Here is a 23,932-nt window from a genome sequence, read left to right on the forward strand (position 1 = left end):
GCGTTATTTAGGAATACGACGTGGAATAGACGTATTTTTGGCTTAGATACCTGATTTGTTCGACTATGTGAGATTCTAAAGGACTGGTGGAGTCAATGGTGTGATCTGTGTAAAAACGGAGTGTTTTATGGCTTCCAATCATGACCGCATACTGTGCTCCTTTGAATAGCTCGATATCATTCGCGTCATTCCCAAAAGCAATGTATCCCTCGTTCTCGATACCGAGTGTTTGTAAAGCAGTCCGTTTATTGATGGTAGTCGGACTAATGTCCAATACTTGTTCCGATCCATGATAATGAACAACGACATCCATTCGAAGTAGCTCGTTTTCTAAGGATTTCAGATTGTTGGCACTCAAAATGAGGATTTTTATGATTCGATCATGGTGAGCTAGCGGAACATTTTGTGCCGTCTTACCCGGATCTAGATTGTTCAGAATAGGATGGTCTTGCGGTCCGTTATATGTATAATTCCAGTCACTATCGATTAAATATGTGGCTTTATGCTTGTCGAGTAATTCTGTGATAAAAGAAAGCTCACGATCGTCGAACGATTTTGATTGAACGATTGTTTGTTCCGATGCGACCAACGATCCGTTTCCGCCGATTAAGATATGATCGTGGAATGAAGGATGAATGACGGGTAGCATGTCACGGATAGGACGTGCCGAAGCAAAAATCACACGGTGCCCGTCGTCCTCGACTGCATGAAGCGCCTGTACGATGTCTTGAGACATCGGTTCTCCTTTAAAACAGATTGTTCCATCGAGATCAAATACAAAATTCATAAGCAACCCTCCAAAAGTCAGTTGATGCACTTATCATAACAAATATTTACAGATAACATACCAATTCCTTATTTTGAAAAAACAAAAAGACTCCAGTCAATGCTGAAGTCTAATCATTGGTACCTTATACAAAAAACGTATCTAATTGGTCTTGACGTTTATCAATCATAATCTGAGACTTTGGAATGTTAGCGCATTGCAACACGTCAATCGTGTCACGGAGAAATTCATCACTACCAACGATATAGAACAAACCGTCCTTGTCCGCTGTCATCGCTTTGACAGCATCGTAGTAGGCAGCGCGACTCTCGACATAAGCGGGGCTAAACTGATCATGCGAAGGAAGCTGAGTTTTGAATAGTTCAGTGCGCGTCGAGTCGACGTTCAACGAGTGTAGATGAGGAACGCCACTTCTATCAGCCTGATGTTGCAGGATGATTGGTCGAAACGTTGCCAGACCAACTCCTGCTGACAGTAAGTACACCGAACGATGTTCCCGGCGTAGTGGAATGTTCGAATGCGTCTTAAACAAAGCAATCTTCTCACCTAGTTTCAGCTGCCGAAGTGTCTCCTTAAAGACGGAACATTCCGGTTTAATCCGTGTCGTGATGCCGATCGTTCCTTCATGAGGGAGCGTCGAGATCGACATATGCCGAATCAGACTGCGGTTCGGCTTATCGCCTGCATTAAACCCTTCTAGCGCCATATGCGTATGGGCGCCTTCCTCCCAAACGAAACCATCTGGGCGTTGCAAATGAAACGTGTAAGTGTGTTCGCCTTCTTGCGTTACCTGTTCTAGTGGTAGCCAATCGATCTGCATCATTCATTCCTCATTTCTATATAAAGTATCAATAGACGGCAATCGGACCGTATGGACCTTCGATGATCTCAAGGTGAGTCTCGAAGATCTCGGATAATAGCGCTTCATCCATGACTTCGGCGACCGTTCCGAAGGCGGCGATTTGTCCGTCCTTCATCGCACAAATGTGGTCTGCGTATTTCGCAGCAAAATTGATGTCGTGCAAGACGGTGATGATCGTCCGTCCGAACGTATCGGCGACGTGTCGTAGATAACCCATCATTTGGACCGAGCGGGCGATATCAAGGTTATTGAGGGGTTCGTCGAGTAGAATGTATTCCGTTTCCTGACAGAGTACCATCGCGACATATGCCCGTTGCCGCTGACCACCCGATAATTCATCAAGATAGCGATTCTCAAGCGACGTCAACTCGAGAAAATCAATGTATTTCGAGATGATCGTCTCATCGTCTGCCGTCAAGCGACCTTGTGAGTAGGGGAAACGTCCGAAGCCAACGAGCTGCCGGACCGTCAGCCGGGTTACGAAATGATTTTCCTGTCGTAAGATGGTGATGATCTTTGCTAAGTCTTTCGATTTGCTACTCGTGACATCCATACCAGCGACTTCGATCTGTCCGGCATCGAGATCAAGCAAACGACCGATCATCATCAACGTCGTCGACTTACCGGCACCGTTTGGACCAATCAACGCCGTGAATCCGCCTTTAGGGATCGTTAAATCAATTGGACCGATTCGGACGTCGTCCGTATACGATTTTTTTACTTGTTCAAGTGATATCATAGGGACCTCTTTCTAAGCAACACGATAAGGAATATCAGTCCGCCGAATAGTTCGATGATGACGGAGACGACGCTTGGCGTGTTGAAAATGTGATACATGAAGAAATAAGCAGTCGTCAAAACGAAGAAACCAATTGCGAATGCCATCGGGAAGACGTATTTATGATCGTACGTCGCAGCGACCTGATAACTGAGTGTCGCCACTAAAAAGCCGAAGAACGTCAACGGTCCAATCAGTGCCGTCGACATCGACATCAAGAGTGAAATCAGAATCAAGAAGTAGATGACACTGCCACGATGATTGACGCCGAACGATGTTGCGACCTCTTTACCGAGTGCGACGACGTTGAGTCGTCTTGACGAGAAGTAGAGCAACAGACCGACGATGAGGACGACCGGAATGACGATCGGGAAGTAAGACGCGTCGGCATTCGTGACCGAACCGAATAATCGTGCTTGTAAGATATCGAATTCGGACGGTGCAAGCATCTTACGCATGAATGACGACAGCGAGTTCAGACCCGTGCCGAGAATGATTCCGACGAGCAACATCAGCTGCAGGTTCGCGTATTTTCCGGATAACAACCATCCGTATAATAAGAGACTCATCGCGATCATGATTGCAACCTGTGTCAAAAAAGCGCTCGTGCCGGTAAAGTCGACGAGTGCTCCCGCACCGAAGAAGAAGATCATCGATGTCTGGATCGTCGAGTAGAGAGCATCAAAACCAAGCAGGGATGGTGTGATGATTCGGTTGCTCGTGACCGAATGAAAGGCGACGGTCGCAAGACTTTGACAAATTGCTGCAATCGCCATCGTGATGACGGCAGTGATCCGGCGTTCGACGACCGGCCAAAAGGACGGAGAATCAAACGGAACCGGATTATTGTAGAGCAAGAGACCGATCGTACTAAGTACTCCACCGCTGAGGAACAGAATGAGGAGAATCCAGTAGCGGCGCTCGAGTCGTTTCGACTGAAACGCAGACGCCCGGCGATTGGTTTCACGTGTAACGCTCGGTTGAATTCGTGTATGTTCCTGTTGTCTAATCGCAGTACTCATCTGACACCTCCAGTCTTCCGTCGACGTAACAGAATGATGATGAAGACGGCTGCTCCAACCGTTCCGAGAATCAAGGAGACCGGCAGTTCAAACGGACGGATGATCGTGCGTGAAATCAGATCACTGATTAGAATCGTTGCCATCCCGATCAGACAGACCCACGGTAAATTACTACGGAGATCGTCACCGCGAAACATCGAAACGATGTTCGGAACGATCAGGCCGAGGAAGGGCAGATTGCCAATGACGGTCGCGACGACACCGACTGATAGGGCGATCAGCCCAGTCGCAATCAGCATCAACCGATTGTAGTTGACACCGAGACTCGTCGCAATGTCCTCCCCGAGTCCAACGAGCGTCAAGCGACTCGCGAGAAAGAAGATACAGACCGTGACACCGATGATGATCCAGAGGTATTCGTAGCGACCGATCTGGACGGACGCGAACGAACCGACGAACCAGCCTTCGATTGCTTGGCTGGCACGGAAAAACAATCCGAGAAACGTCGATATCGCGGAGATGACGGCTCCGAGCATCAGACCGATGATCGGAACGATCAACGATGAACGCAGTCGGACCGAACGGAGAAACCAGAAGAAGACCATCGTCCCGATGAACGCAAACACGATGGCTCCGGTCATCCGCATCATCAACGACGGTGCCGGAACGAGTAAGTAAACGGCTAACAGTCCGAGTCCCGCCCATTCGATCGTTCCCGTCGTCGTCGGTTCAACGAGCCGATTTTGCGTGATCAGTTGCATGACGAGTCCAGCCATTGCCATCGCAGCACCCGTCAGCATCAAGGCGAGTGTCCGCGGAACTCGCGTGATCCAGAACATATCGAAATCGTTCGCGGCACTCCGCAGTTCGTAGACGCCCGTGAAGAGGGAAGCCGCTGCGAGCGCTAAGACGAGACATAAGGTCAAGACGAACGGCTTCGTCCAAACGACAGAAAAGGAAGGTCGAGCGGGTGGCTCAACTCTTCCATTCATTTGTTGCTGTGCGTGTGCCATTACTTCTCGAGCGCTTTCGCGATATCGTTGAAGAATTCCGAGTACGTCTGAATCGATTCATTCAAGTACGTGTCTTTTGGTGCGTAGACGATATTGTCGTCTTTGATTGCTTTTGTTTTCTGCAGGGCAGGCGCGCGGTCGATGACGTCTTGCGCCGGTACGGCACCTTCAGCGTTTCCAAGTGGTGCGTCGCGGTCAAGAACGAGTAACCAGTCCGGGTTACTTTGAGCGATTGCTTCGACCGAGACTTCGTCCCCTTGGTCGTTGCCCGATTTTTGTTTGACTTCGAGGGCTGGTTTCCAGTCGAACAGATCATACATCGGTCCGAAGACACGTCCACTCATCGGAGCCGAGAAACCGATATCGCCGCCTGAGACGATGACCGACATGATGCTGTCCTGTCCGTTATACGATTTTTTAACGTCTTTGATCGATTGCTCGAGCGTCGTCACGAGCTGGTCCGCTTCTTGTTTTTTATCAAAGATTTGTCCGAGTGTCTCAGTCGTATCTTCAAGTCCTTTGACGAGTAATTCACCTGGCGTACCAGAGTCTTCCGGTAAAGCGATGTCAAGGTCGATGACAGCAGCGTTCGGAACGAGTTTTTTGATGTCTTCATAATGATCAGCGAAACGCTGGCCGACGATGACGACGTCCGGATTGACACCAGCGATTGCTTCGAGGTTCGGTTCGAAGTGCATGCCGACATCGACGATATCCTTATCTTTCGCATACGGTGACTCAGCCGGGAGCAGTCCGACTGGTGCTGCTGCGAGTTCGACGTCCCATGCGGCAAGCGTCTCGAATGTCCGGTTGTCGAGTGCGACGACCTTCTTCGGATCGACCGGGACGTTGACCGTTCCGTGTGCGTCCTTGATTTTGACTGTCTTCGGTGCTTCTGCGTCCTTCTTCGTGTCTGCTTCTCCTGCGTTCCCGCATGCCGCCAATAAGACAGCAAGCGAACTCACGACGAGTGGTGTTTTCCATTTCCCCATGATGATTCAGCTCCTCTTGTTCGATTTGATAAACATGGATCACGGATTGAGTAGCAGATGGATTATGTATACCTACGTGATTAATCTGTTCTCAATAAGTGATAATGATTATCATTGTCATGTTCACCGAGAATGATAGCAGACGATTTTGAAAGACGCAATGCTCATTTCCAGTCAATTGACTGTCTAAATTTTTTATTTCTATAAACTATACGAAAATAAAAAAATGATAATCTTTCTCATTTAGTCATGGAAGTAGGAATATTTGACGCTTTTGACGAAAACAGGTTTAAGCGACAGTCAAAAGAGAAAGTGGTAATAAATGTAACGTTTTTGTTTTTCAAATCAGAGAAATTGCAGAGAATGACTTCGAATTGAGGTGCTCTATGAATCAACCATTTGAAGAATTGAAGATGTATCAAAACTTTGATGAGCTCGTTGACGATGTGCTCGATTTCGCAAAAGAGATCTTACCGGAGCAGATGCTGTATTTATCAGCGATCGAAGCAGGACAACAACGGATGCTGAAGATTGCGAACGCTAAGGTGGATATCCCAATGGTCGAAGGCATGCAGATTGAATTGAACCAATCGTTATGTAAACTGATTAATTTCGAGACGAAACAGCCGGTCGTCCTCGAAGATATTCCGAACGCGGAACAACTCGGCGATTGGCGAAAAGGACTGGAGGAGGCTCACGTCCGTTCCTACCTAGGTATTCCAATCGTCTTGACGAGCGGGGAGACGTTCGGTACATTATGTGCGATCAATAATCGGGTTAGCTTGTATGAGCAGAAGAATGTTCAGCTATTGCAACGGATCGTCCGACTCTTCTTGTACTACTTGGAGCTCGAACGTCATGCTTGGAAGGACGCGTTGACAGGACTGCATAATCGACGGTACTTAACGAAGCAGTTCGATGATCATCCCGGACAGACAGGAGCCATCTTCTTCCTTGATCTCGATGGATTTAAGCAGGTCAACGATGTTTTCGGACACGAGACGGGGGATATCGTCCTGCAAGAAGTCGCACAACGCTTGCGACAGTTCGTCCGCGAACAGGAGGATGCGATAGCCGTGCGACTAGGCGGAGATGAGTTCATTCTGCATTTCGGACACGCCGATTCGAGGGAAGAGTGGGAACGACTTGCGGAGCGGATTGTCGCTGCGTTAAGTGAGTGGGAAACGGACTACCGTGTGTCGACGAGTATCGGGATCGTGATGTATGACACTGCGATTCGTCCAGAGTTGCAAGGCTTGTTACAACAGGCGGATGTTGCGCTGTATTCCGCTAAGTCGTCTGGAAAGAATACGTATCAGTTCTATGAGATGGCGAAGAAATGAACGAATATAAAAAGACCTGACGCTTCTGAATCCCTTCAGAAACGATCAGGTCTTTTTAGTTGCCATGAAGACGATAGACGATCCGAATGATATCCTTTTTCGGAAGCTCAGGGTACTTGAGGCATAACTGTTCAACGCAGGACACAGGATCGGTATCTTCTAACAAACGGATGGCTTCTTGGACGATTGGCTCATGTTGTGCGCTGACTTCAGAAGACGAAGCAGTTGAATCACTCGATTGATGAATCAAGTAAAACAATACCGTATGTACAGATACCAGCACGACTTTCGTCGCAAGCGAGATCGTGATGGACTCCACGTAGAGATCCATCCAAAGTAAGACGCTCAAACTGACGGAACCGTCCACGATAGCAAACAGAATGTTCGAGAAACGATGCTTAAACAGTCCACCGAGTGCACGCATCATCCCGTCAAAGACGACGCTGACGACTAGACTAGCGAAATAGAAGCATAGGAGAAACACCAGACAACCAACGAACGAGTCGTAGGAAGCATCTCCAACGTATAAGATCAGCCCATCGATCATCAGCAAAGGAAGCACTAAGAGGAGACCAAGAAATACAAGCGAGACGGAGGAAACCAGTCGTGACATCATATCATCCTTTCAATGCGAATCGTCTTGTTAGACAAGAGACGCAGTATACAGAATAGGATACCGTTTAACGCATCTGATTACAATTATTGACAAAAAGAGATGTACTCAGAATATTTCTCAGTTAAGTGTGGAAATCCTGTCAAAAAGCGTCTCGAAGTCCAGTTAACATCTGGATTATCCATTGACAATCCTTACCTTTCCCTCTTACAATTGAAAATGATTATCAATACAAGTTGGGAGTTCTGCCTACCATGAACGTTAACCGTAAAAAATTACTGATTTCTACCGTCTCGATCCTGTCTTTGACATCATTATTGATCGGCTGCTCGAACCCGGGCGAGTCGACAGGAGAGCGAAAAGATAAAGATACATTGACGCTCGCGTGGCCACGCGACGTTGGAGCGATGAATCCCCACGTCTACAACCCATCACAACTGTTCGCGCAGTCGATGATCTATGAGCCACTTGTTCACTACGGGGAAGGTGGAAAGCTCGAGCCATACTTAGCCTCATCTTGGAAGATCTCTCCGGACGGAAAAACGTATACGTTCACGCTCCGTGACGGCGTCAAGTTCTCGGACGGTTCGACGTTCGACGCAGCGATCGTCAAAAAGAACTTTGACGCGATCCTCAAACAAAAAGCCTTACATAGCTGGCTTGGCTTCATCACGAAAATTGAGAAGACGGAAGCCGTTGATGCGAAGACGTTCCGCCTGACATTATCCGAAGCGTACTACCCGACGATTCAGGAACTCGCGGTCGTCCGTCCGGTCCGTTTCCTCGGAGAAGCGGGATTCCCGGAAAACGGCGATACGTCGAAGGGTGTCAAAAAGGAAGTCGGGACAGGTCCGTGGATGCTCGACGAATACAAACCGGATCAGTATGCGACGTTTAAGGTCAATAAGAACTACTGGGGTCCGAAGCCGAACATCGATCACATCAAGGTCGACATCATCCCGGACGCGGAAACGCGTGTCTTAGCACTCGAAAAAGGACAGGTTGATCTGATTTACGGTGAAGGGGCGATCAGCATCGATGCCTTCAACCAGTTGAAGACGGATAAATCCTACAAGACAGAAATGTCCGAACCAGTCGCGACGCGTCTCCTCGTCTTGAATACGAAAAATAAGCGTCTGTCTGACGAACGCGTCCGCCAGGCGCTCCAGCACGGGTTTGATAAAGCCGCTCTCGTCGAAGGGATCACGTCGGGAATAGAAGCACCGGCTGACTACCTGTTGCCACCGAATATGCCGTACACGTCGAACCTAAAAGTGAAGCAACGAGATTATGACGTCAAGGAAGCGAATCGTCTTCTTGACGAAGCAGGTTGGAAACTGCCGAAAGGTGAAAAGGTTCGCGTCAAGGATGGTCAACCGCTGCAAATCGGGATGATGTATGATGCGGCCGAGCAGGTCCAAAAGGCAATGGCCGAAACACTCCAGTCGGAATGGTCGAAAATCGGTGTCGAGCTGAAGACGGAAGCTGTCGAACTGCCGGATCAAGTCCAGCGCTTCAAAGACAACCGATTTGACATCAACTTCTATAGTAACTTCGGTGCACCTTATGATCCGCATACGTTCGTGAACCTGATTGATACGGATGGCTTCGGCTTCAAGGAAGCGATTTCGGCTTATCCGAATAAAGAACAACTGTTGCAAGAAATCAAAGATGTCTTAAAAACGACAGACGAGACGAAACGTCAGAAGATGTACGCCGACATTCTGCCATCACTCCAAGATCAAGGGGCATTGATTCCGATTTCGTACTTGAAGAAGATGGCGGTCTATCAGTCGGACGTGACGAACTTCCAGTTCCCGGCGAACCGGGATGAGAGTCCATTTGCCCGAATCGGCATTAAGTAAAGGAGGGATGACATGGGGGTATTCCTCGTCAAACGCATATTATCCGTCATCCCGATCTTGTTACTTGCTGTCTTGATTCTGACAGGGTTGATTCATTTGTCACCGGTTGATCCGGCACAGGCCTATCTATCCGCTGCCCATATCCAACCGACGGATGAACTGCTCGCTGCCAAACGAGCAGAATTCGGACTCGATCAACCGTTCTACAAACAATACTTCGATGCCGTCATCCGCTTGGCGCAGCTCGATTTCGGAACATCGTATCTTTCCGGAAAACCGGTCCTTGAAGATGTCTTGCTCCGCTTACCACCGACGGTCGAGTTGGCATTAACGAGTCTACTGCTCGCACTCGTCATCAGTATCCCGCTCGGGTTCCTTGCCGGGATCAAGAAGAATGGCTTCTTTGACCATCTCAGTCGGGCAATCGCCTTCATAGGTGCTTCAATCCCGTCGTTTTGGCTAGGGTATCTGTTCATCTTCTTCTTTGCCGTAAAGCTGGATTGGTTCCCGGTCGGCGGAACGGGAAGTGTGATGCACTTGATCTTACCGGCATTGACCCTCGCGTTTCCGTTGATTGCCTTGTATACACGATTGCTCCGTGGCAGTGTGATTGAAGCATTGAACGAACCGTATGTCTTGTTTGCCCGGACACGTGGCTTAAAGGAAGGACGGATTCTTGGTAAACACGTTCTCCGGATGGCGATTCCACCGATGATCACGGGTCTTGGGATGAACCTCGGGAAGTTGCTGACGGGAACGATCATCGTCGAGACCGTCTTCTCGTGGCCAGGATTCGGTCGTTACTTCATTGAAGCGATCTTTGACCGGGACATGCCGGTCATCCAAGGCTATGTCTTTCTCGCTGCCCTCGTCTTCATCGGTAGCAGTTTGCTCGTCGACATCATTCAAGCCGTGCTCGATCCACGACTAGCGAAAAAAGGAGGGACGGTATGAATACTCCACTTCCAGCAACGATGATCCGGTCGCGGTATACACCGCTTCTTTATCTTTGTGCATTCGTCTTAATCGGGATGGCAGGCATTGCGTTGTTCGCGCCATGGATCGCACCGCATGATCCGAACCTCGTCGACTTGACGCAAAAGCTTCATGGTCCGTCGTCAGCCTATCCGCTCGGAACCGACCAGCTCGGACGCTGCCTCTTATCGCGCTTGATTTACGGCGCGCGGATCTCACTCGGCTGTGCCGTGTTGATTTTCGTCGCCTCACTTGCGATTGGATTGTTCGTCGGAACACTTGCCGGTTACCGTGGTGGTTGGGTTGACCAGCTCTTGATGCGCCTGTGTGACGGTGTGATGGCATTTCCGAGTCTGATTCTCGTCCTCGGTCTCGTCGGTATTTTCGGTCCAGGTCTCAAGCAGGTCATCATCGCCTTGATGCTCGTCCAGTGGGTCTACTACGCGCGGATGTTCCGCGGAATGGTCATGACGCTGAAAACGGAAGCGTTCATCGCTGCTGCTCGCGTCAATGGTTCGTCTTCGTGGAAGATCATTCGGACGCACATCCTGCCGAACATCTTACCGCCGCTGCTCGTCATCGGAACGCTTGAGATGGGCTGGGCGATCATGGATATCTCGGCGATGTCGTTCCTCGGGCTTGGTGTCCAGTCACCAACTGCCGAGTGGGGGGCAATGATTCACGAAGGAAAATCGTACATCCGGACGAATCCGGAATTAATGATTTATCCGGGACTTGCGATCATGCTCGTCATCATCAGCTTTAACCTAGTAGGAGAACAGTTAGCAGAACGATTCGGTGTGTCAAAAACAATGAAATGAGAGGAGGTGCCCGTATCGAACCGATCTTAGCTGTCGATGGTCTGACCGTCCGTACGAAACAACAAGTGACACTGATTGAAGAGGTATCATTCTCGATTCAACCTGGTCGGATCCTCGGTCTTGTCGGAGAGAGTGGTTGTGGGAAGACGGTGACGAGTCTCGCTTTGATGCGTCTGCTCAATCCGCAGACGACAGACGTCACCGGTGACATCCAACTGAATGGCAGATCAATCATGTCTCTATCCGAACGAACCGTCCGAACGATTCGAGGCGGTGAGATTGCGTTCATCATGCAAAATCCGATGAGTGCCTTCACACCGGTCTATTCGATCGGGCACCAGATGATCGAGACGATTCAGACCCATTCACGTTGTTCAAAACGTGAAGCGAAACAGCAAGCGATGACGGCACTCGAAGAAGTCAATCTGACGGACGCCGCCCGATTGCTCAAAGCTTATCCATTCGAACTGAGTGGCGGGATGTTGCAACGGATCATGATCGCCTTAGCCGTTGCCCTGCGCCCAAGCGTCTTGATTGCCGACGAACCGACGACGGCACTCGATGTCTTCAATCAGAAGACGGTTCTTGAATTACTCGAACGGATGCGGGCGACTTACGGAACGGCGATGTTACTCATCTCGCATGATCTCGGTGTGATCGCTGAACTTGCAGACGATGTCCTCGTCATGCAGCAAGGACGGATCGTTGAGCGAGCAGATGTTTTTGAATTGTTTGATCGACCGCAACATCCGTATACACAGTCACTTCTCGCCCAGCATCTAGGAAGGGAGGCGTTCGGATGAGTTTACTACAGATCGATCAAGTCTCACACGTCTATAAACGCCGGTTTCAACCAGCAAAGACTGTCTTACACGATGTCTCATTGACGCTTGAAGCGGGACGCTGTCTCGGCTTGCTCGGGTCGAGTGGTGCCGGGAAAAGTACGCTCGGACGATTGTTGCTCGGACTCGAACGCCCAACGACCGGAACGATTTGGTTCAACGGTGTCGATCGCCACGCGACAAAACGACCATTTCGAGGTGACGTCCAAGTCGTCTTTCAGGATTCCTTCGCTGCGGTCAATCCGAAGCTGACGGCTGCCGATATCATCGCCGAACCGCTTGATAACTTCATTCGTTTAGAGGGCGAAGCACGGCAACAGCGTCTCGTCACGCTTATCGAACAAGTCGGGCTCAAGGCGACGGATCTAACAAAATATCCGGCGCATTTCAGTGGCGGGCAACTCCAGCGAATCGCGATTGCGCGAGCGATTGCTGCTGAACCACGTCTGATCGTTTTAGACGAAGCAGTCAGTAGCCTCGACATGGTCAACAAACGATTGATTCTTGCATTGTTAGCTGACTTGAAGCGGCTACACGGGTTAACATATGTCTTCATCACCCATGACATTAAAGCTGCCGAGCAACTTTGCGACAGCTTCGCGATCTTAGAGCAAGGACGCCTCGTCGGGCATTACCCGAGTCTAGTTGCATTTGATGCTGCGACGGATCCTGCCGTTGAACGGATGCGCCAAGCAAAGCTTGCCGTGCATCCAAGGCAACGAACGATTCGAAAGACACAATCAAACAAAGGATAACGGACGGCTGAACGGCTCCGTTATCCTTTTTTATTGTAGAGCAGGATTAGTAAGGCGTTTTTCGAAACCGAAGACCAGACCAGCCAAGTGTTAGGGTAATCCAAACGAGACAAGAAGCGACACCGATTAGATGGGACGAAGAAAAAAACGACGTGTTCGATGGAAGCGACAGAAGCGCACCAGGCGTGAAAAATAATACATCTGGCATTAGCGAAGGAAGTGCAACAAGTAGTAAGGAAACGACGAGCGACAGGATACCAATTGGAACAGCACGTCGCAAAAAGGTGCTGATCAGTAGTGTCAGACCGACGACGAATAACGTCCAAAGACTAAAATCGAGGATGATGCGTAGCGCAAGCATCGGCGAAAGGGATCCGAACCAATAGACGGTCAGACAATAGGACGTGAGTGCGCCGATCAGAATCCCGAATAGACTGATCATCCCGTGACTGAACCATTTCGACAGCAGATAAACATTCCGAGAGACAGGGCGCGTCAGAATGAAATCCTGCATGCCGGTTTGTCGGTCTGAAGCGAGCAGTCCCATGAAGCTCATGATCAGGACGATCAAGCCAAGCTGATTGAATTGCCCATGGATTGTTGCGCTGAAGACGTCAAGCGGTTGCGGAGTAGGACGATTCGGATCAACGATGATTCCGTCTGCATTTCCGACGTGTGCGAGCAAGACATCCATGTACATCAACAGTAATGGTTGTGTCACCCCGAGGGCAATGAAGAACAGCGGTAACCAAACGATCTTCCATTCTTTCCATGCTTCCAACCACTCGGTCCATGTCAGCGTATAAAAGGTCCTCATACGTCTGCCACCATGTCGAGGAACCGTTCCTCGAGTCCGATCGGTTGATAGGCAATCGAAGCAATCGACCATCCTAGCTGAATCAGAGTAGTCGCTAACTGCGAGAGATCAAGCGGCTGCTGCGCGGAGAACTGATAGCAGCACGGGTTGATTCGATCAATCTCGACTCGTGGAAATCGTGTCGCAGAAAAATACGGGGCAGCTGTAAGCGTCTCGACTTGAATCCGATATTGATCCACGTTGCGTTGATTGTCGAGTGGACCTAACAATTTTCCGTGTTTAATGACGAGGAAGCGATCGCAACACGTCTTTGCGTCTTCTAAGAGGTGCGTTGAGACGATGATCGTCATCCGTTTCTTTAAGCGGAGGATCAATTGATTGATATCATGTCGACCACTCGGATCAAGGGCGGAAGCCGGTTCGTCGAGAATCAAAAATATCGGTTCATGTAAGATGGCTTGGGCGATTCCGAGACGTTGGCGCATCCCGCCGGACAAGCGTTCGATGACTTCTGTTTGTTGATCGTGGAGTCCAACTTCATTTAGAACGTCCGGAATCCGCTTATTTAACGTTGCGCGATCGAGACCTGACAAGCGACCGAAAAAACGTAATGATTGTTCGCACGTCATCCAAGGCTTAAAGTCGGTCTGTTGTGATAAGTAGCCGATCGATTGCTGCTGTTGACGGATGGAGCGCGAAGACATCGTGATGGAACCACGGTCACTCTCGATCATGCCGCTCAGACATTTCAGGAGTGTCGTCTTTCCGGCACCATTCGGACCAATCAGTCCAAGACATTCATGTTCGTGAATCGTAAAGGAAATATCGTCTAAGATAAGACGTCGTTGAAGTGAAAGCTGGAGATGAGAAATCTGAATCATGCTGTCATCCTCCTTCCGAGGACGAAGTAGAGAATCGAGCCAATCGGCTGGACGAGGAGAATAATCAATAACCAAGTAGTCGGTGTCGCGATCCGGTCCTTCCGTCTAAACCAATCGATACAGGCGCAGCTGAGTAGAATCAGGTTGATGGAGATGTAAATCAATAATAGGGGCAGGAATTGTTCCCAGTTGATTTGTGATAAGGCAGAGAAATCTGTGTTCATAAAAAACCCTCCTTTTCTATTACCATTATCAATAATGAAAATAGAAAAGTCAATGCCATAGACGAATCATCGTTAGTTCTCAATCAGTTAGAGCTATGATAAACTTCTCTTATCAAAATTTTCCAAATGCGATTTGAATCAAATAGTTTAAATGAAAAACGAACTATCAAACGAATCATGATTTTAAGGAGGCTTATATGCAGATTTATCAATTCAAAAAAGAGGTTGGTAAGAAGATCACGAAATTTGATTCGAACTTTGTGATGTCACGGATCATGCAGACGGAAAAAGTGACGCACATCGGATGCATCCATTTAGAGAAGGATGGCGTGGTCGGTTATCACCAGGCTGTCGTGCCGCAACTTCTATTAATTGTAGAGGGTGAGGACTTTGTAAGAGGGGAAACGGATGACTACATAAATGTTCAGTGTGGGGAAGCCGTGTTTTGGAAACAAGGAGAATGGCACGAAACGAAGACGGATACGGGTTTAACAGCGATCGTGATCGAAAGTGAGTCACTGGATACGTCATCTCTCGTTTCCGTATGACGAAACTAAGTGGGATACATAAAGAAGTTGACTCAAAAAAAGAATGATTCGCTTTCTCACGCCCTTTCCTCAGGCGAGACACAAGCCAGTTTTCCTGCTTCATTCAAGCAGGAAAGCGGGTCTTGTTTGTCTCTGACAGCGCAAAAATGCGCTTTTCCTGTAGGAGTGGCGTGTAAAGCGTCATTCTTTTTATCTTTGTCGAGACTAAAGTTTACGTCAGCCTCTATTCTTATTCCGTACACCATTTTTCTAATTCTTCGAGGCATAAATGTAACCGAGCAGTGATCATTTCTCGATTCCCCATCTGTTGCGTTGTTTTATGATTGAGATGAGGATGATTTAGAATGTCGTAGTGCTCATAAGCTTCTTGCAATACCCATAATGTATAATCATCCAGTATCCGTCGAGTTTGAGTGGTGAGTTCGTCTCCAACCACGTTAGAGCAATATCCGCTTATGAATCCATCAGCTATTTTGTTAAGAACATAACTTTTTTCTTGATATGCTTGATTTATGTATCGTGGAGCATTTGAGAAGGCTGGTAACAAAAAATTGTAACAAAAAACAAAGTAAGCTGCATATTTCAAATCAAAGTCCAATCTTGGAAACGGGTCAATGATTGCAATGTGTTTATCACTTAAAATTAAATTTTCTGGTGTTACATCTTGATTCACGAGAGAGATGTTTTGAACCTGAGTTCGTCTATTTTCAATTAAAGCATGAATATGTTTACCGACTTTTTCTTTATCAAAGCAAAGATTAGAGTGAATGAGAGCATTTAAGGCGGTTAAGACATGTTCATTTTCTTCCTGCCATAATTTATCCTTGTTTCTTAAATCACTACCTTGTAAAGTTTTCCCTTGCCAGTTCAATTCCCCGAAACCTGCAATAGAGGTTTTCTGGTTGTGTATATTGTGATAAATTCTCCCTAATTTCTTACCGTAAGAATGGGCTTTATTCTGATCGAGTAACAATAAATCCGTTCCACGACCCATGAACGTTTCTACTGTAAATACTGTGTCATCTTCAATAAAATACTGATAAAAGTCAGGACAGACATTTTGGTCACTTGTATTGGCATGTAAATAGTAAGCTTTCGTAGACTCATACTCTGTAGTCAGCTCTTGTTTATCAATCTGTTGCAACTCCCCATAAGCTTCATTCTTTTTTATGCGAATCACAAGGTCTTGATCATCTACTCTCTTTAACTTATATACAGTGTGCCAAGCTCCTTCACCAATCTTTAGAATCTGTTCTGCTTTTACGTTCAACGTATCCAGCACAATTGCATCAAGATTTTCTTTGATCCGTTTCATGGGGTCTATTTTCTCTCCCTCGCAATGTTGTCTCGTTTCATTTTGGTGAAAATACGCTTCTAGAAACGGAGCGTGTTTAGGGCAAGATGACGAGTGAGACGGTCCGTTCAGTTGCCTGGTCTTCTGTCTCTAGGTGATGATATTTTTCGAGCAGTGTCCGCATGTCCTGTTGAAAATCATTGAAGGTTTCATCCGTCAGGTGCAATTTCGCGATCGAGAACGTCGAGTGGTCCTGACCATGCGTTTGAACGGTCTGTTCGAAGTACGTCTGGTACTGCTGCAAGACATACATGAAGTAGAACGAGACGAAGTTCACTTTTTCATCGTACGTCGCACTGTTCCAGTCTGCTTCGCTGATTTGATAACCGCTCGTGTTCAAGGCATAGATTTTTTCCTCGACTTTTCCGACGCGCTGGACGGCGACGATTTTCAACAACTGATCGTCCATCATCGCATTGACTTGCCGGTATAAGGTCGACTGCGGTACATCCGTTAAACGTTGATTCAGTTGCATGATTGATAAGCCGTCTTCGCGATCAATCAATTCGAGTGCAATCTTAAAACGGACATGATTTTTGAATAAGTTAAAGTTCACGACGTGTTCCACTCCTTCGTTCAATCGATTCTAAAACTATCTTATCATGCTTTTGGAAACATTCTTAAAAATGATAATGAAAAAAGAGGAAATAAAAAGTGAATAGGGAATAGTCTATAATGACACTAATTGGTAAAGGAGCGTTTATTATGAAAGATTCAAACTATCGCTATGGTACATATGCACTCATTACAAGCTTTTTCTTATTTTTCTTTGTTCAGATGTTCCGAGCATATGTGGAATTATCACCGGAATTTGCTGGCGAAGCACTTGAAGAATATCACTTGATGTACTTCCCAATCATTGCTTTAGTCGTCGGACTCGTCCTATTCATCAACGGCTGGTGGAAATCGACGGAAGCGCAGCAGAAAGCCTTATCGAATACAGAGCAAAAATAATATATGCACATCAAAAGACCGACAACGAATTTTCGTTGCCGGTCTTTATTGTTTCATATGCCTTATTTCGCAAAACGCTTAATCGCGAAAGGTCCGATCGGTTCAGTCGTCGATCGTTGCATGATCAATTCACTGAGTACTTTTCCGACTAAGCTGCTGAACTTGAACCCGTGACCGGAGAAGCCGGCGGCGATTGCGATATGCGGATAGTCCGGATGCAAATCGATGATGAAGTCCTCGTCTGGCGTCATCGTATAGAGACACGGTTTGCCGTGAGTTAAAGTATCGATCGAGGGCATGAACGTATTCGTGAACTGTCGTAAATCAGCCAGATCACCCGTCTCTTGACCGAATGGACGGCGTGGTTGATTTGGATCAACGGGAATGCCACCGTCGTGACGTCCGATTTTCAGGCCGGTTTGAGCAATGCTTGGAAAACCGTAATAATAACCGGCGGGTGTATCAAAGGCGAAGGCAGGGAACACCGTGTCGTTAAATACCTCTTCCGCTGCTTCGAACCAGGCGAACGTCTTGCGGACCGGGCGTAGCGGTAAGGAGAGTCCAGTCTGTTCTAGTAACGGACCAGACCAGGCACCGGCTGCGACGATCAACGCGTCAGCCGAATAGGTGTCTGATCCGACTGTCACGTCAACGCCAGTGGCGTGGGCAGTAAGCGTCGTCACTTTCGCATTCGTCCGGATGTCGACGCCGTTCGCGACAGCAAGATCGCGATACGCTTCAATACAATCCTCGCACTTCAACACACCGGACGTCGGTTCAAAACAACCGATATACTCGTCGGGCATCGTTAAGCCGGACCAGCGCGTTCTCATTTCCTCAGCCGTCAGAATCTCAAGCGGTAGATTGTATTGCGCTGCACTCCTAATGATCGTCTGCATCGCATGGGACGAGCGGTGACCGGCGTTCAAGACTCCGGTGTTTAGAAAAAGATTTCGACCGCTGATTTGTTCCAACTCGTACCATAAGCGTTGCGCGGCTAACGCCAGTGGCATATAAGCTTCTCCTTCACCGTACGCATGGCGAATGATCCGAGTCTCCCCGTGATGGCTCGCCTGATCATGCGGCGGATTATGGGCGTCTAGTAGTAAGATGTTTTGATCGGTTCGTGAGAGATAGTAGCCGGCTGCCATCCCCATGGATCCGGCACCGACGATGATGACATCATAATGGGACATCTGGTTCGACTCCTTCATATGTAAGTTCACACCAGTATAGAGTGAGAACTAGAAAAGAACAAATGAAAGATTAAATCTCGAATCGACGGGTTTCTTGTTCTAAGTGTTCTGTCCGCTCGTTCAAATTGCCGACGAGCGTATGCAACGTCGTGATCGTCGCGATCATCTGTTCAGATGAAGCGGCAACTTCCTCGTTACTTGCCGTGTGTTCTTCCGCGACAGCAGCAATTTCCGTCAAGGCATTACGAATGAACCGTTCTGCCTGCAAGACGTCTTCCATCTGTTGGGTCATCTGCTGTGTTGCCGTTGAGACGTGCGTGACTTGATCCGTCAACCGTTCGAACGTCGTATCTGTATCGAGAACGATCTGTTCACCGGCTGCTGTTGCTTCGACCGTCGTCTTGAAGCTATGTTGCATCTGCTGCGCACTGGCTTCAATCGACGTGACGATTGTTGCGATCTCACTGACACTGCTAGCGACGTGGCTTGAGAGATTCTTGACCTCGGTCGCAACGACAGCGAATCCTTTTCCTTGTTCACCAGCTCGTGCCGCTTCAATCGCGGCATTAAGGGCGAGTAGATTCGTCTGCTCGGAGATACCGCGGATGATACCGACGAGCGTTTGGATATCCGATGATTGCTGTTTCAGTAAATCAATCTGTTCAGCAGACTGCGTGACGTGCTGATGAATGTGGCGCATCTGTTCGACGGAAGCGGACATTTGATCCCGTCCGACTCGTGTCAGTGTTGCCATCTGCTCCGTCGTTCCTTGAATTTCGACACCAGACTGATTCGTCGTCTCGATCAATGCTGCGAATCGATTCATCTCGTCATTCAACGAAAGCGTGACTTGCGTCTGACTTTCTGTTCCGGTCGCGATTTCCGACATCGTATGAGCGATTTGTTCGGAACCGTCGAGCACTTCTGATGTACTTTGATCAATCGATTGACTCGTCGTCGAGACGAGAGTAGCTGTCTGTTTGATGTCGACAATCATCGTCCGCAGCATCTCGTTCATATCACGAATCGAGATCGCAAGCGCATAGATTTCGTCTCTCGAAGCAATCGTCAAATCGGTCAACGTCTGTTTTGCCTGATCCAGTCGCCCCTCGGCAATCAAGGCAGCGACTTTCTGTAACGTCTCGAGCGGACGTAATTTTCGACCGAGGACGAAGTAGAGCAAGACGAGTGTGATCGTTAACAGAAGAAGTAAAAGTCCAATGAAAATCGGTGCATTTTGTTTTAATAATTCTGTTGTGAGGGCATCGATTTCCTTCGCAGCGATGTCGACGCCAAGAATTCCGATGATTTGACCAGACGCATCCTTTAACGGAACGTAGACACTCATATACTGTCCATATACAGGATCATCAATGATGTCCGTCGCGTGTGTTCCATCATTTAATACGTCCTTCATGTCAGTAACTTTTGCGCCACTCGCCGGTTCATTAATCTTTGCGGCATCTTTCTTAGGGAGACCGTCAATCAGCAAATGGACCTTGTTTTGGTCGATGCGTGCTGTGTATGTATACAAGAGTCCGTTTTGTTTACGTAAGTTATCAAGTTGATTCCGTAGGGTTTCATACTGCTCGGACGCGACAGGCGATTGTAGGAATTCGCTATAAGCCACTGTGTCGAATGTTTTGCTGATGCGAAGCGCGTCCTTTTCGGCGGTCGCTTTCAGCGTTGAGACTGCAGTTTGTTTCGTATTGAAGTATAAGGCCAGACTACTAAAAACAAAAAAGGCAATCAAAATCAAACTAATCATTACTAAAAGACGTGTTCGGATGGAATGGTTCTTGGTTGTGTTTTTCACATGCAACCGTCCTTTCAACTCATATTTTCTATCTGTAATTCATTTATCGGTCGTTAAAATACATATTAAACAGGACCTTTTGACGATTTTTTTATAAAAGGTCGTAAGAAAAACCGTTTTTTCTTAAAAAAGGATTTATTAAGAATGATTCAGGGCACATATTAGATAGAAAAAAATACAAGTTGAGGGAAGAGGGATTGAGATGGAAAGTGAAGTCGATCATCGAATCAAGGCAAGACATGTATATGAAAATGAATTACGAAGACACGCGGTCAGCACAAAAAAAACCACATTTCGATTGATGACATGTCTACGTTGCCAATCGAAGATTCTGTTGAAACAGGGACATCAGGATAGCCATCAATGTGACGCGAACTAAAAAATCCCGCTCTTAGGAGCGAGATTGAACAAAGTGTATAGGTAGGAAAAGCAACGGCTAGAATGACAAAAACAATCATGAGAACTTGTTTTTCGGTCGTTCACGTTAGAATTTCATAGGCAACACATAGCGTAATAATAATTGTTGGATACAGGCAAGTAGCGTTCCGATTGTCAACGGAGCAAGAATCAAACCGATTCCGATGATAATCAGACCAGGCGCGTCGTCAATCTGACCAATATAGAAAAAGACAGGGAACAGACATGTCGTAAGAATCGTAACGATATAAAAACACAATTTCATCGATTGAATGGAAGCTGTGATGAGTGGAAAAGCCGGAGGAGTCATCGACATATATCGAAGGATTCGGAGCGCATGGAATAAAATCAAAAGAGTCGGGATGAAGATAAGGTATGCGGTCAATAGAACACTGTAGCCAGGTCGCTCGAGTAACAAGTTTTTCGTGATACCATGCCAGACAAGTGGGATACCAAGACCAGCTAAACCGAACAGACTGAAGATGATACCGAAGACGATAAAGCGTAAAAACCGAACTTGCCAGACGAAATGATTCACGATATCAACTCCTTTCGAGGCAACAAACGTTTCTTTTAGTATACTGCATCCCCCGAGAGGCAAGTAGAAAATTCAAGTGAAGAGGCAACCGCACTTTAAAATAGTGTCATGAAGATGAAATAGATTAAGGAAATGGAGGTCACGTGATGAAACGAGAGCAACATGTCACGCCGCATCCAAAAGGTGGCTATCAAGTGAAAGCTGCCGGTGCGACTCGAGCAACCAAACGATTCGCTACACAGAAAGAAGCGATTGCAGAAGGGCGTCGCATTGCGAAAAGTCAGAAGACAGAGCTCGTCATTCATAACAAAGAAGGGCAGATTCGGGAAAAAGATTCCTACGGACATGATCCATTTCCACCACGAGGTTGAGCCATCATATACGACACGTTCTGATCATGAGAGCGTGTCTTTTTAATGATTTTTATGTCAAAAGTTTTTGACATGATGATGGAAGTTCATTACAGTAGAGATGTAAAAAGAATTTGACACGTCGTGGAGGAATGAACATGAGAAACCACATCAAGGAGCGACGTCTAGCGGCAAAATTATCGCAACAAGAACTGGCTGATCGTTGTCAGGTCAGTCGGCAGACGATTAATGCGATTGAAAACAACAAGTATGATCCGACTTTACAATTAGCGTTTAATATCGCCAAAGTCTTACGGACAAAAGTCGATCATCTGTTCATTTCAGAACAGGAGGAATGGGATGTCTAAGAAAAAAACGGGTTTATTTTTAGTAACGCTCGTGATAGTGGCGAGCCTTACCATCATTAGTATGATTATCGAAAACAACGTAACGTTCTTCTCCATCGTTCAATTGGCGATTTTGTTGATCATGTTCTTCTCGTATTTTACGTGGGCACGATCAGGAGAAGACGAGCGTCCTGTGCCAGAAGATGAACTCGGCAAAAAGATTACGACGGAAAGCGGCCTCGTTAGCTACAAAATCCTGATTGTCCTGATTTTTGGATTCATCTGTCTCGATTACTTTTTACATGAATCAGCGAATCTGTTATTGATCGTCTTGTTCGCGATCGGACTGACACTGTTGCCGATCATTGAATTCCTAAAGGCACGATCCTATCGATGAAATGAATGCCAGTCGATCTTCTGCAACGGATGTTAGATACATTACTGGGAGAGACGACTCGTGTAATAGTGCAAGTGCCAATTAACAGCGATTTTTTATGGAGGAAGGGAATCACCGTGACGGAATTAGAGTACCGATTAAGGAAACATATTGCCGAGATGGATTTCGAGAAAGCAGCGAAACTATTTTTAGAGTTAACAAAAGAAGAGCAATCCAACATGATTCTGAGTGCAGGGTTTGATACGTTTCATCTCACGATATATGCCTTTATGAATTATTTACTCCAACACCATGAAACAAGCGAGATACATGATTTGACGTCTTCATTGATGTTACATCCACTTTGCCATCTCGAGGGAGCTTGCGTAATCGCTTTGTTCCATGCAAAAAAAGCAGTCGAATTAGATCCTGATAACATCGAATGGTATATCAATTTGTTGATGTTTGAAAAGCACCCCGATGCCTGGTTTGCGCAAACAGAAGTAGAAGAAGTCTACCTACGGATCAAAGAGTTAGAGTCGAAGAACCTAAAGTGAGATCTTAGACAGACCAATCACTCCGTAAGATCGAGTACATATACAGATCGTCAAACTGACCACGTGTTTTCTCATATTGACGAAGCAACCCTTCGCGCTGAAATCCAAGCCGTTCAAGCAATCGTTGTGAAGCGGAATTCTCTGGTAAGACGAGTGCTTCAATACGATTTAAAGAGAGCTCCTCAAACCCATATGTGATGACTGCAAGCGCTGCTTCCTTCGCGATGCCTTGTCCCTGATAGGCAGGGCTCAACTCAAACCCAAGTTCTGCACGCTGATGACGTTCAGATTGATTCAAGAAACCGCAACTGCCGATGATGACATCGTCTTCTTGTAACGCGATCCCGAACCGGATGCCCGTGCCATCGCGACGAATCGAAGCGTACCAGTCAATCTCTTCAAGTGCGTCTGCTTCTGATTGGAACGGAGCGAGTCCCATCTGTTTGACGACGTGTTCGTCTGATAAATAAGCGAGGACGCTCATAGCATCTTCGGGTAACACTTCGCGTAAGACGAGACGGTTCGTTTTAAGCGTTGGGAAAGTATGTAACATTCAAAAAAACTCCTTTGCAAGAAAATGTAAAAAAATATTGTGCAGTGTTTAAGGCATATGGTAAGATTCTCCACAACAAGAGCATATCATTTCGTTGACGAGAAAGAGTAATGATTGTCCCTCTGCCTTACAGAAAACCGGGATTGCTGAGAACCGGTAGCCAGATCAATCATGAAGATCCTCTCTGAGAAGTCACGCTGAACCATTCAGTAAGCGTGACCGGGTGTCCACCGTTACATGGAATGCACATGATAGTGTGCAACTAAGTGCTGTCGAGAACGAGTATTCTCGACGGAATATGGGTGGTATCGCGGTGAAGTCCGTCCCTGACAAAGG

28 protein-coding genes and 1 other annotated feature are annotated in these 23,932 nt (G+C 47.2%); of the genes, 12 read left to right on the forward strand and 16 right to left on the reverse strand.

The genetic code is table 11. The features are described from left to right. Nucleotides 1-7: 7 nt before the first annotated feature. The 6 genes from KNQ08_RS03185 to KNQ08_RS03210 form a co-directional block, all read right to left on the reverse strand. Entirely contained in the window at nt 8-787 is a 780-nt protein-coding gene (locus KNQ08_RS03185; protein WP_214804638.1) for an HAD-IIB family hydrolase, read from the reverse strand. A 124-nt stretch (nt 788-911) separates the two neighbouring features. Continuing rightward, nucleotides 912-1,607: a dihydropteridine reductase gene (locus KNQ08_RS03190; RefSeq protein ID WP_214804640.1), complete on the reverse strand. Its 696-nt coding sequence runs from the start codon at nt 1,605-1,607 to the stop codon at nt 912-914. A gap of 28 nt (nt 1,608-1,635) precedes the next feature. Further along, nucleotides 1,636-2,388: an iron ABC transporter ATP-binding protein gene (locus KNQ08_RS03195; protein WP_214804642.1), complete on the reverse strand. Its 753-nt coding sequence runs from the start codon at nt 2,386-2,388 to the stop codon at nt 1,636-1,638. Continuing rightward, nucleotides 2,385-3,449: an iron chelate uptake ABC transporter family permease subunit gene (locus KNQ08_RS03200; protein WP_214804644.1), complete on the reverse strand. Its 1,065-nt coding sequence runs from the start codon at nt 3,447-3,449 to the stop codon at nt 2,385-2,387. The genes KNQ08_RS03195 and KNQ08_RS03200 overlap by 4 nt, the downstream gene beginning before the upstream one ends. Next, nucleotides 3,446-4,441: an ABC transporter permease gene (locus KNQ08_RS03205; RefSeq protein ID WP_214804646.1), complete on the reverse strand. Its 996-nt coding sequence runs from the start codon at nt 4,439-4,441 to the stop codon at nt 3,446-3,448. The genes KNQ08_RS03200 and KNQ08_RS03205 overlap by 4 nt, the downstream gene beginning before the upstream one ends. A gap of 20 nt (nt 4,442-4,461) precedes the next feature. Continuing rightward, entirely contained in the window at nt 4,462-5,454 is a 993-nt protein-coding gene (locus KNQ08_RS03210) for a siderophore ABC transporter substrate-binding protein (RefSeq protein ID WP_214804648.1), read from the reverse strand. Between the two features lie 386 nt (nt 5,455-5,840). Here KNQ08_RS03210 and KNQ08_RS03215 point away from each other — a divergent pair, with 386 nt between their 5' ends. Beyond that, a complete protein-coding gene (locus KNQ08_RS03215; protein WP_214804650.1) occupies nt 5,841-6,797 on the forward strand; it encodes a sensor domain-containing diguanylate cyclase in 957 nt (318 codons plus the stop codon). 55 nt (nt 6,798-6,852) lie between these two features. On the opposite strand, the gene KNQ08_RS03220 is transcribed toward KNQ08_RS03215, so the two are convergent. Further along, on the reverse strand, nt 6,853-7,413 hold the full coding sequence (locus KNQ08_RS03220) for a hypothetical protein (protein WP_149427164.1): 561 nt from the start codon (nt 7,411-7,413) through the stop codon (nt 6,853-6,855). Between the two features lie 251 nt (nt 7,414-7,664). Here KNQ08_RS03220 and nikA point away from each other — a divergent pair, with 251 nt between their 5' ends. The 5 genes from nikA to KNQ08_RS03245 are packed head-to-tail and all read left to right on the forward strand — an operon-like array spanning nt 7,665 to nt 12,668. Beyond that, nucleotides 7,665-9,275: a nickel ABC transporter substrate-binding protein gene (nikA, locus tag KNQ08_RS03225; RefSeq protein ID WP_214769556.1), complete on the forward strand. Its 1,611-nt coding sequence runs from the start codon at nt 7,665-7,667 to the stop codon at nt 9,273-9,275. A 12-nt stretch (nt 9,276-9,287) separates the two neighbouring features. Then, a complete protein-coding gene (gene nikB, locus KNQ08_RS03230) occupies nt 9,288-10,229 on the forward strand; it encodes a nickel ABC transporter permease (protein WP_214804652.1) in 942 nt (313 codons plus the stop codon). Then, the gene (nikC, locus tag KNQ08_RS03235; RefSeq protein ID WP_373954241.1) at nt 10,226-11,071 is read left to right on the forward strand and encodes a nickel ABC transporter permease subunit NikC; all 846 of its coding nucleotides are present in this window, start codon (nt 10,226-10,228) and stop codon (nt 11,069-11,071) included. Before nikB ends, nikC begins: the two co-directional genes overlap by 4 nt. Further along, nucleotides 11,068-11,874 (forward strand): ABC transporter ATP-binding protein, encoded by an 807-nt coding sequence (locus KNQ08_RS03240; protein ID WP_214804654.1) that lies wholly within the window; start codon nt 11,068-11,070, stop codon nt 11,872-11,874. Before nikC ends, KNQ08_RS03240 begins: the two co-directional genes overlap by 4 nt. Next, a complete protein-coding gene (locus KNQ08_RS03245; RefSeq protein WP_214804656.1) occupies nt 11,871-12,668 on the forward strand; it encodes an ATP-binding cassette domain-containing protein in 798 nt (265 codons plus the stop codon). Before KNQ08_RS03240 ends, KNQ08_RS03245 begins: the two co-directional genes overlap by 4 nt. A 46-nt stretch (nt 12,669-12,714) precedes the next feature. Here the strand turns inward: KNQ08_RS03245 and KNQ08_RS03250 are convergent, their stop codons facing one another. Genes KNQ08_RS03250 through KNQ08_RS03260 form a run of 3 tightly spaced genes read right to left on the reverse strand, consistent with a single transcriptional unit; the run spans nt 12,715 to nt 14,590 of the window. Continuing rightward, nucleotides 12,715-13,485 carry an ABC transporter permease subunit gene (locus KNQ08_RS03250; RefSeq protein ID WP_214804658.1) on the reverse strand — a complete coding sequence of 257 codons (771 nt, stop codon included), beginning with the start codon at nt 13,483-13,485 and terminating at the stop codon, nt 12,715-12,717. Further along, a complete protein-coding gene (locus KNQ08_RS03255; protein WP_214804660.1) occupies nt 13,482-14,366 on the reverse strand; it encodes an ABC transporter ATP-binding protein in 885 nt (294 codons plus the stop codon). The genes KNQ08_RS03250 and KNQ08_RS03255 overlap by 4 nt, the downstream gene beginning before the upstream one ends. After that, on the reverse strand, nt 14,363-14,590 hold the full coding sequence (locus KNQ08_RS03260; protein ID WP_064300069.1) for a PLDc N-terminal domain-containing protein: 228 nt from the start codon (nt 14,588-14,590) through the stop codon (nt 14,363-14,365). Before KNQ08_RS03260 ends, KNQ08_RS03255 begins: the two co-directional genes overlap by 4 nt. 197 nt (nt 14,591-14,787) lie before the next feature. On the opposite strand from KNQ08_RS03260, the gene KNQ08_RS03265 reads away from it, so the two are divergent. Beyond that, nucleotides 14,788-15,138, forward strand: a complete 351-nt coding sequence (locus KNQ08_RS03265; RefSeq protein ID WP_214804662.1) for a cupin — start codon at nt 14,788-14,790, stop codon at nt 15,136-15,138. 229 nt (nt 15,139-15,367) lie between these two features. On the opposite strand, the gene KNQ08_RS03270 is transcribed toward KNQ08_RS03265, so the two are convergent. Next, complete coding sequence (locus KNQ08_RS03270) at nt 15,368-16,453, reverse strand: hypothetical protein (protein WP_214804664.1); 1,086 nt, start codon at nt 16,451-16,453, stop codon at nt 15,368-15,370. A gap of 76 nt (nt 16,454-16,529) precedes the next feature. Beyond that, nucleotides 16,530-17,048, reverse strand: a complete 519-nt coding sequence (locus KNQ08_RS03275) for a transcriptional regulator (protein ID WP_214804666.1) — start codon at nt 17,046-17,048, stop codon at nt 16,530-16,532. A 149-nt stretch (nt 17,049-17,197) separates the two neighbouring features. On the opposite strand from KNQ08_RS03275, the gene KNQ08_RS03280 reads away from it, so the two are divergent. After that, nucleotides 17,198-17,446 (forward strand): hypothetical protein, encoded by a 249-nt coding sequence (locus tag KNQ08_RS03280; protein WP_231681812.1) that lies wholly within the window; start codon nt 17,198-17,200, stop codon nt 17,444-17,446. Between the two features lie 62 nt (nt 17,447-17,508). Here the strand turns inward: KNQ08_RS03280 and solA are convergent, their stop codons facing one another. The 3 genes from solA to KNQ08_RS16815 form a co-directional block, all read right to left on the reverse strand. Next, nucleotides 17,509-18,642, reverse strand: coding sequence for an N-methyl-L-tryptophan oxidase (gene solA / locus KNQ08_RS03285; RefSeq protein ID WP_214804668.1), 1,134 nt, complete (start codon nt 18,640-18,642; stop codon nt 17,509-17,511). A gap of 70 nt (nt 18,643-18,712) precedes the next feature. Further along, nucleotides 18,713-20,410: a methyl-accepting chemotaxis protein gene (locus tag KNQ08_RS03290; RefSeq protein WP_214804670.1), complete on the reverse strand. Its 1,698-nt coding sequence runs from the start codon at nt 20,408-20,410 to the stop codon at nt 18,713-18,715. Nucleotides 20,411-20,942: 532 nt separating this feature from the next. Then, entirely contained in the window at nt 20,943-21,413 is a 471-nt protein-coding gene (locus KNQ08_RS16815) for a DUF2975 domain-containing protein (RefSeq protein ID WP_214804672.1), read from the reverse strand. A gap of 146 nt (nt 21,414-21,559) precedes the next feature. Between KNQ08_RS16815 and KNQ08_RS03300 the strand changes: the two genes are divergently transcribed. The 4 genes from KNQ08_RS03300 (at nt 21,560) to KNQ08_RS03315 (ending at nt 23,043) form a co-directional block, all read left to right on the forward strand. After that, a complete protein-coding gene (locus tag KNQ08_RS03300; protein WP_029341445.1) occupies nt 21,560-21,784 on the forward strand; it encodes a DUF2188 domain-containing protein in 225 nt (74 codons plus the stop codon). 137 nt (nt 21,785-21,921) lie between these two features. After that, entirely contained in the window at nt 21,922-22,131 is a 210-nt protein-coding gene (locus KNQ08_RS03305) for a helix-turn-helix transcriptional regulator (RefSeq protein ID WP_058705222.1), read from the forward strand. Continuing rightward, nucleotides 22,124-22,507, forward strand: a complete 384-nt coding sequence (locus tag KNQ08_RS03310) for a hypothetical protein (protein ID WP_023468029.1) — start codon at nt 22,124-22,126, stop codon at nt 22,505-22,507. Before KNQ08_RS03305 ends, KNQ08_RS03310 begins: the two co-directional genes overlap by 8 nt. A gap of 29 nt (nt 22,508-22,536) precedes the next feature. Then, nucleotides 22,537-23,043: a hypothetical protein gene (locus KNQ08_RS03315; protein ID WP_214804674.1), complete on the forward strand. Its 507-nt coding sequence runs from the start codon at nt 22,537-22,539 to the stop codon at nt 23,041-23,043. Between the two features lie 4 nt (nt 23,044-23,047). Here the strand turns inward: KNQ08_RS03315 and KNQ08_RS03320 are convergent, their stop codons facing one another. Next, nucleotides 23,048-23,596: a GNAT family N-acetyltransferase gene (locus tag KNQ08_RS03320; protein ID WP_214804676.1), complete on the reverse strand. Its 549-nt coding sequence runs from the start codon at nt 23,594-23,596 to the stop codon at nt 23,048-23,050. An 85-nt stretch (nt 23,597-23,681) separates the two neighbouring features. After that, nucleotides 23,682-23,927: a binding site (T-box leader), on the forward strand. The last annotated feature ends 5 nt before the right edge of the window (nt 23,928-23,932 follow it).

It is taken from the genome of Exiguobacterium sp. s46 (assembly GCF_018618875.1).
In the GTDB taxonomy this organism is placed as follows: Bacteria; Bacillota; Bacilli; order Exiguobacteriales; family Exiguobacteriaceae; genus Exiguobacterium_A; species Exiguobacterium_A abrahamii.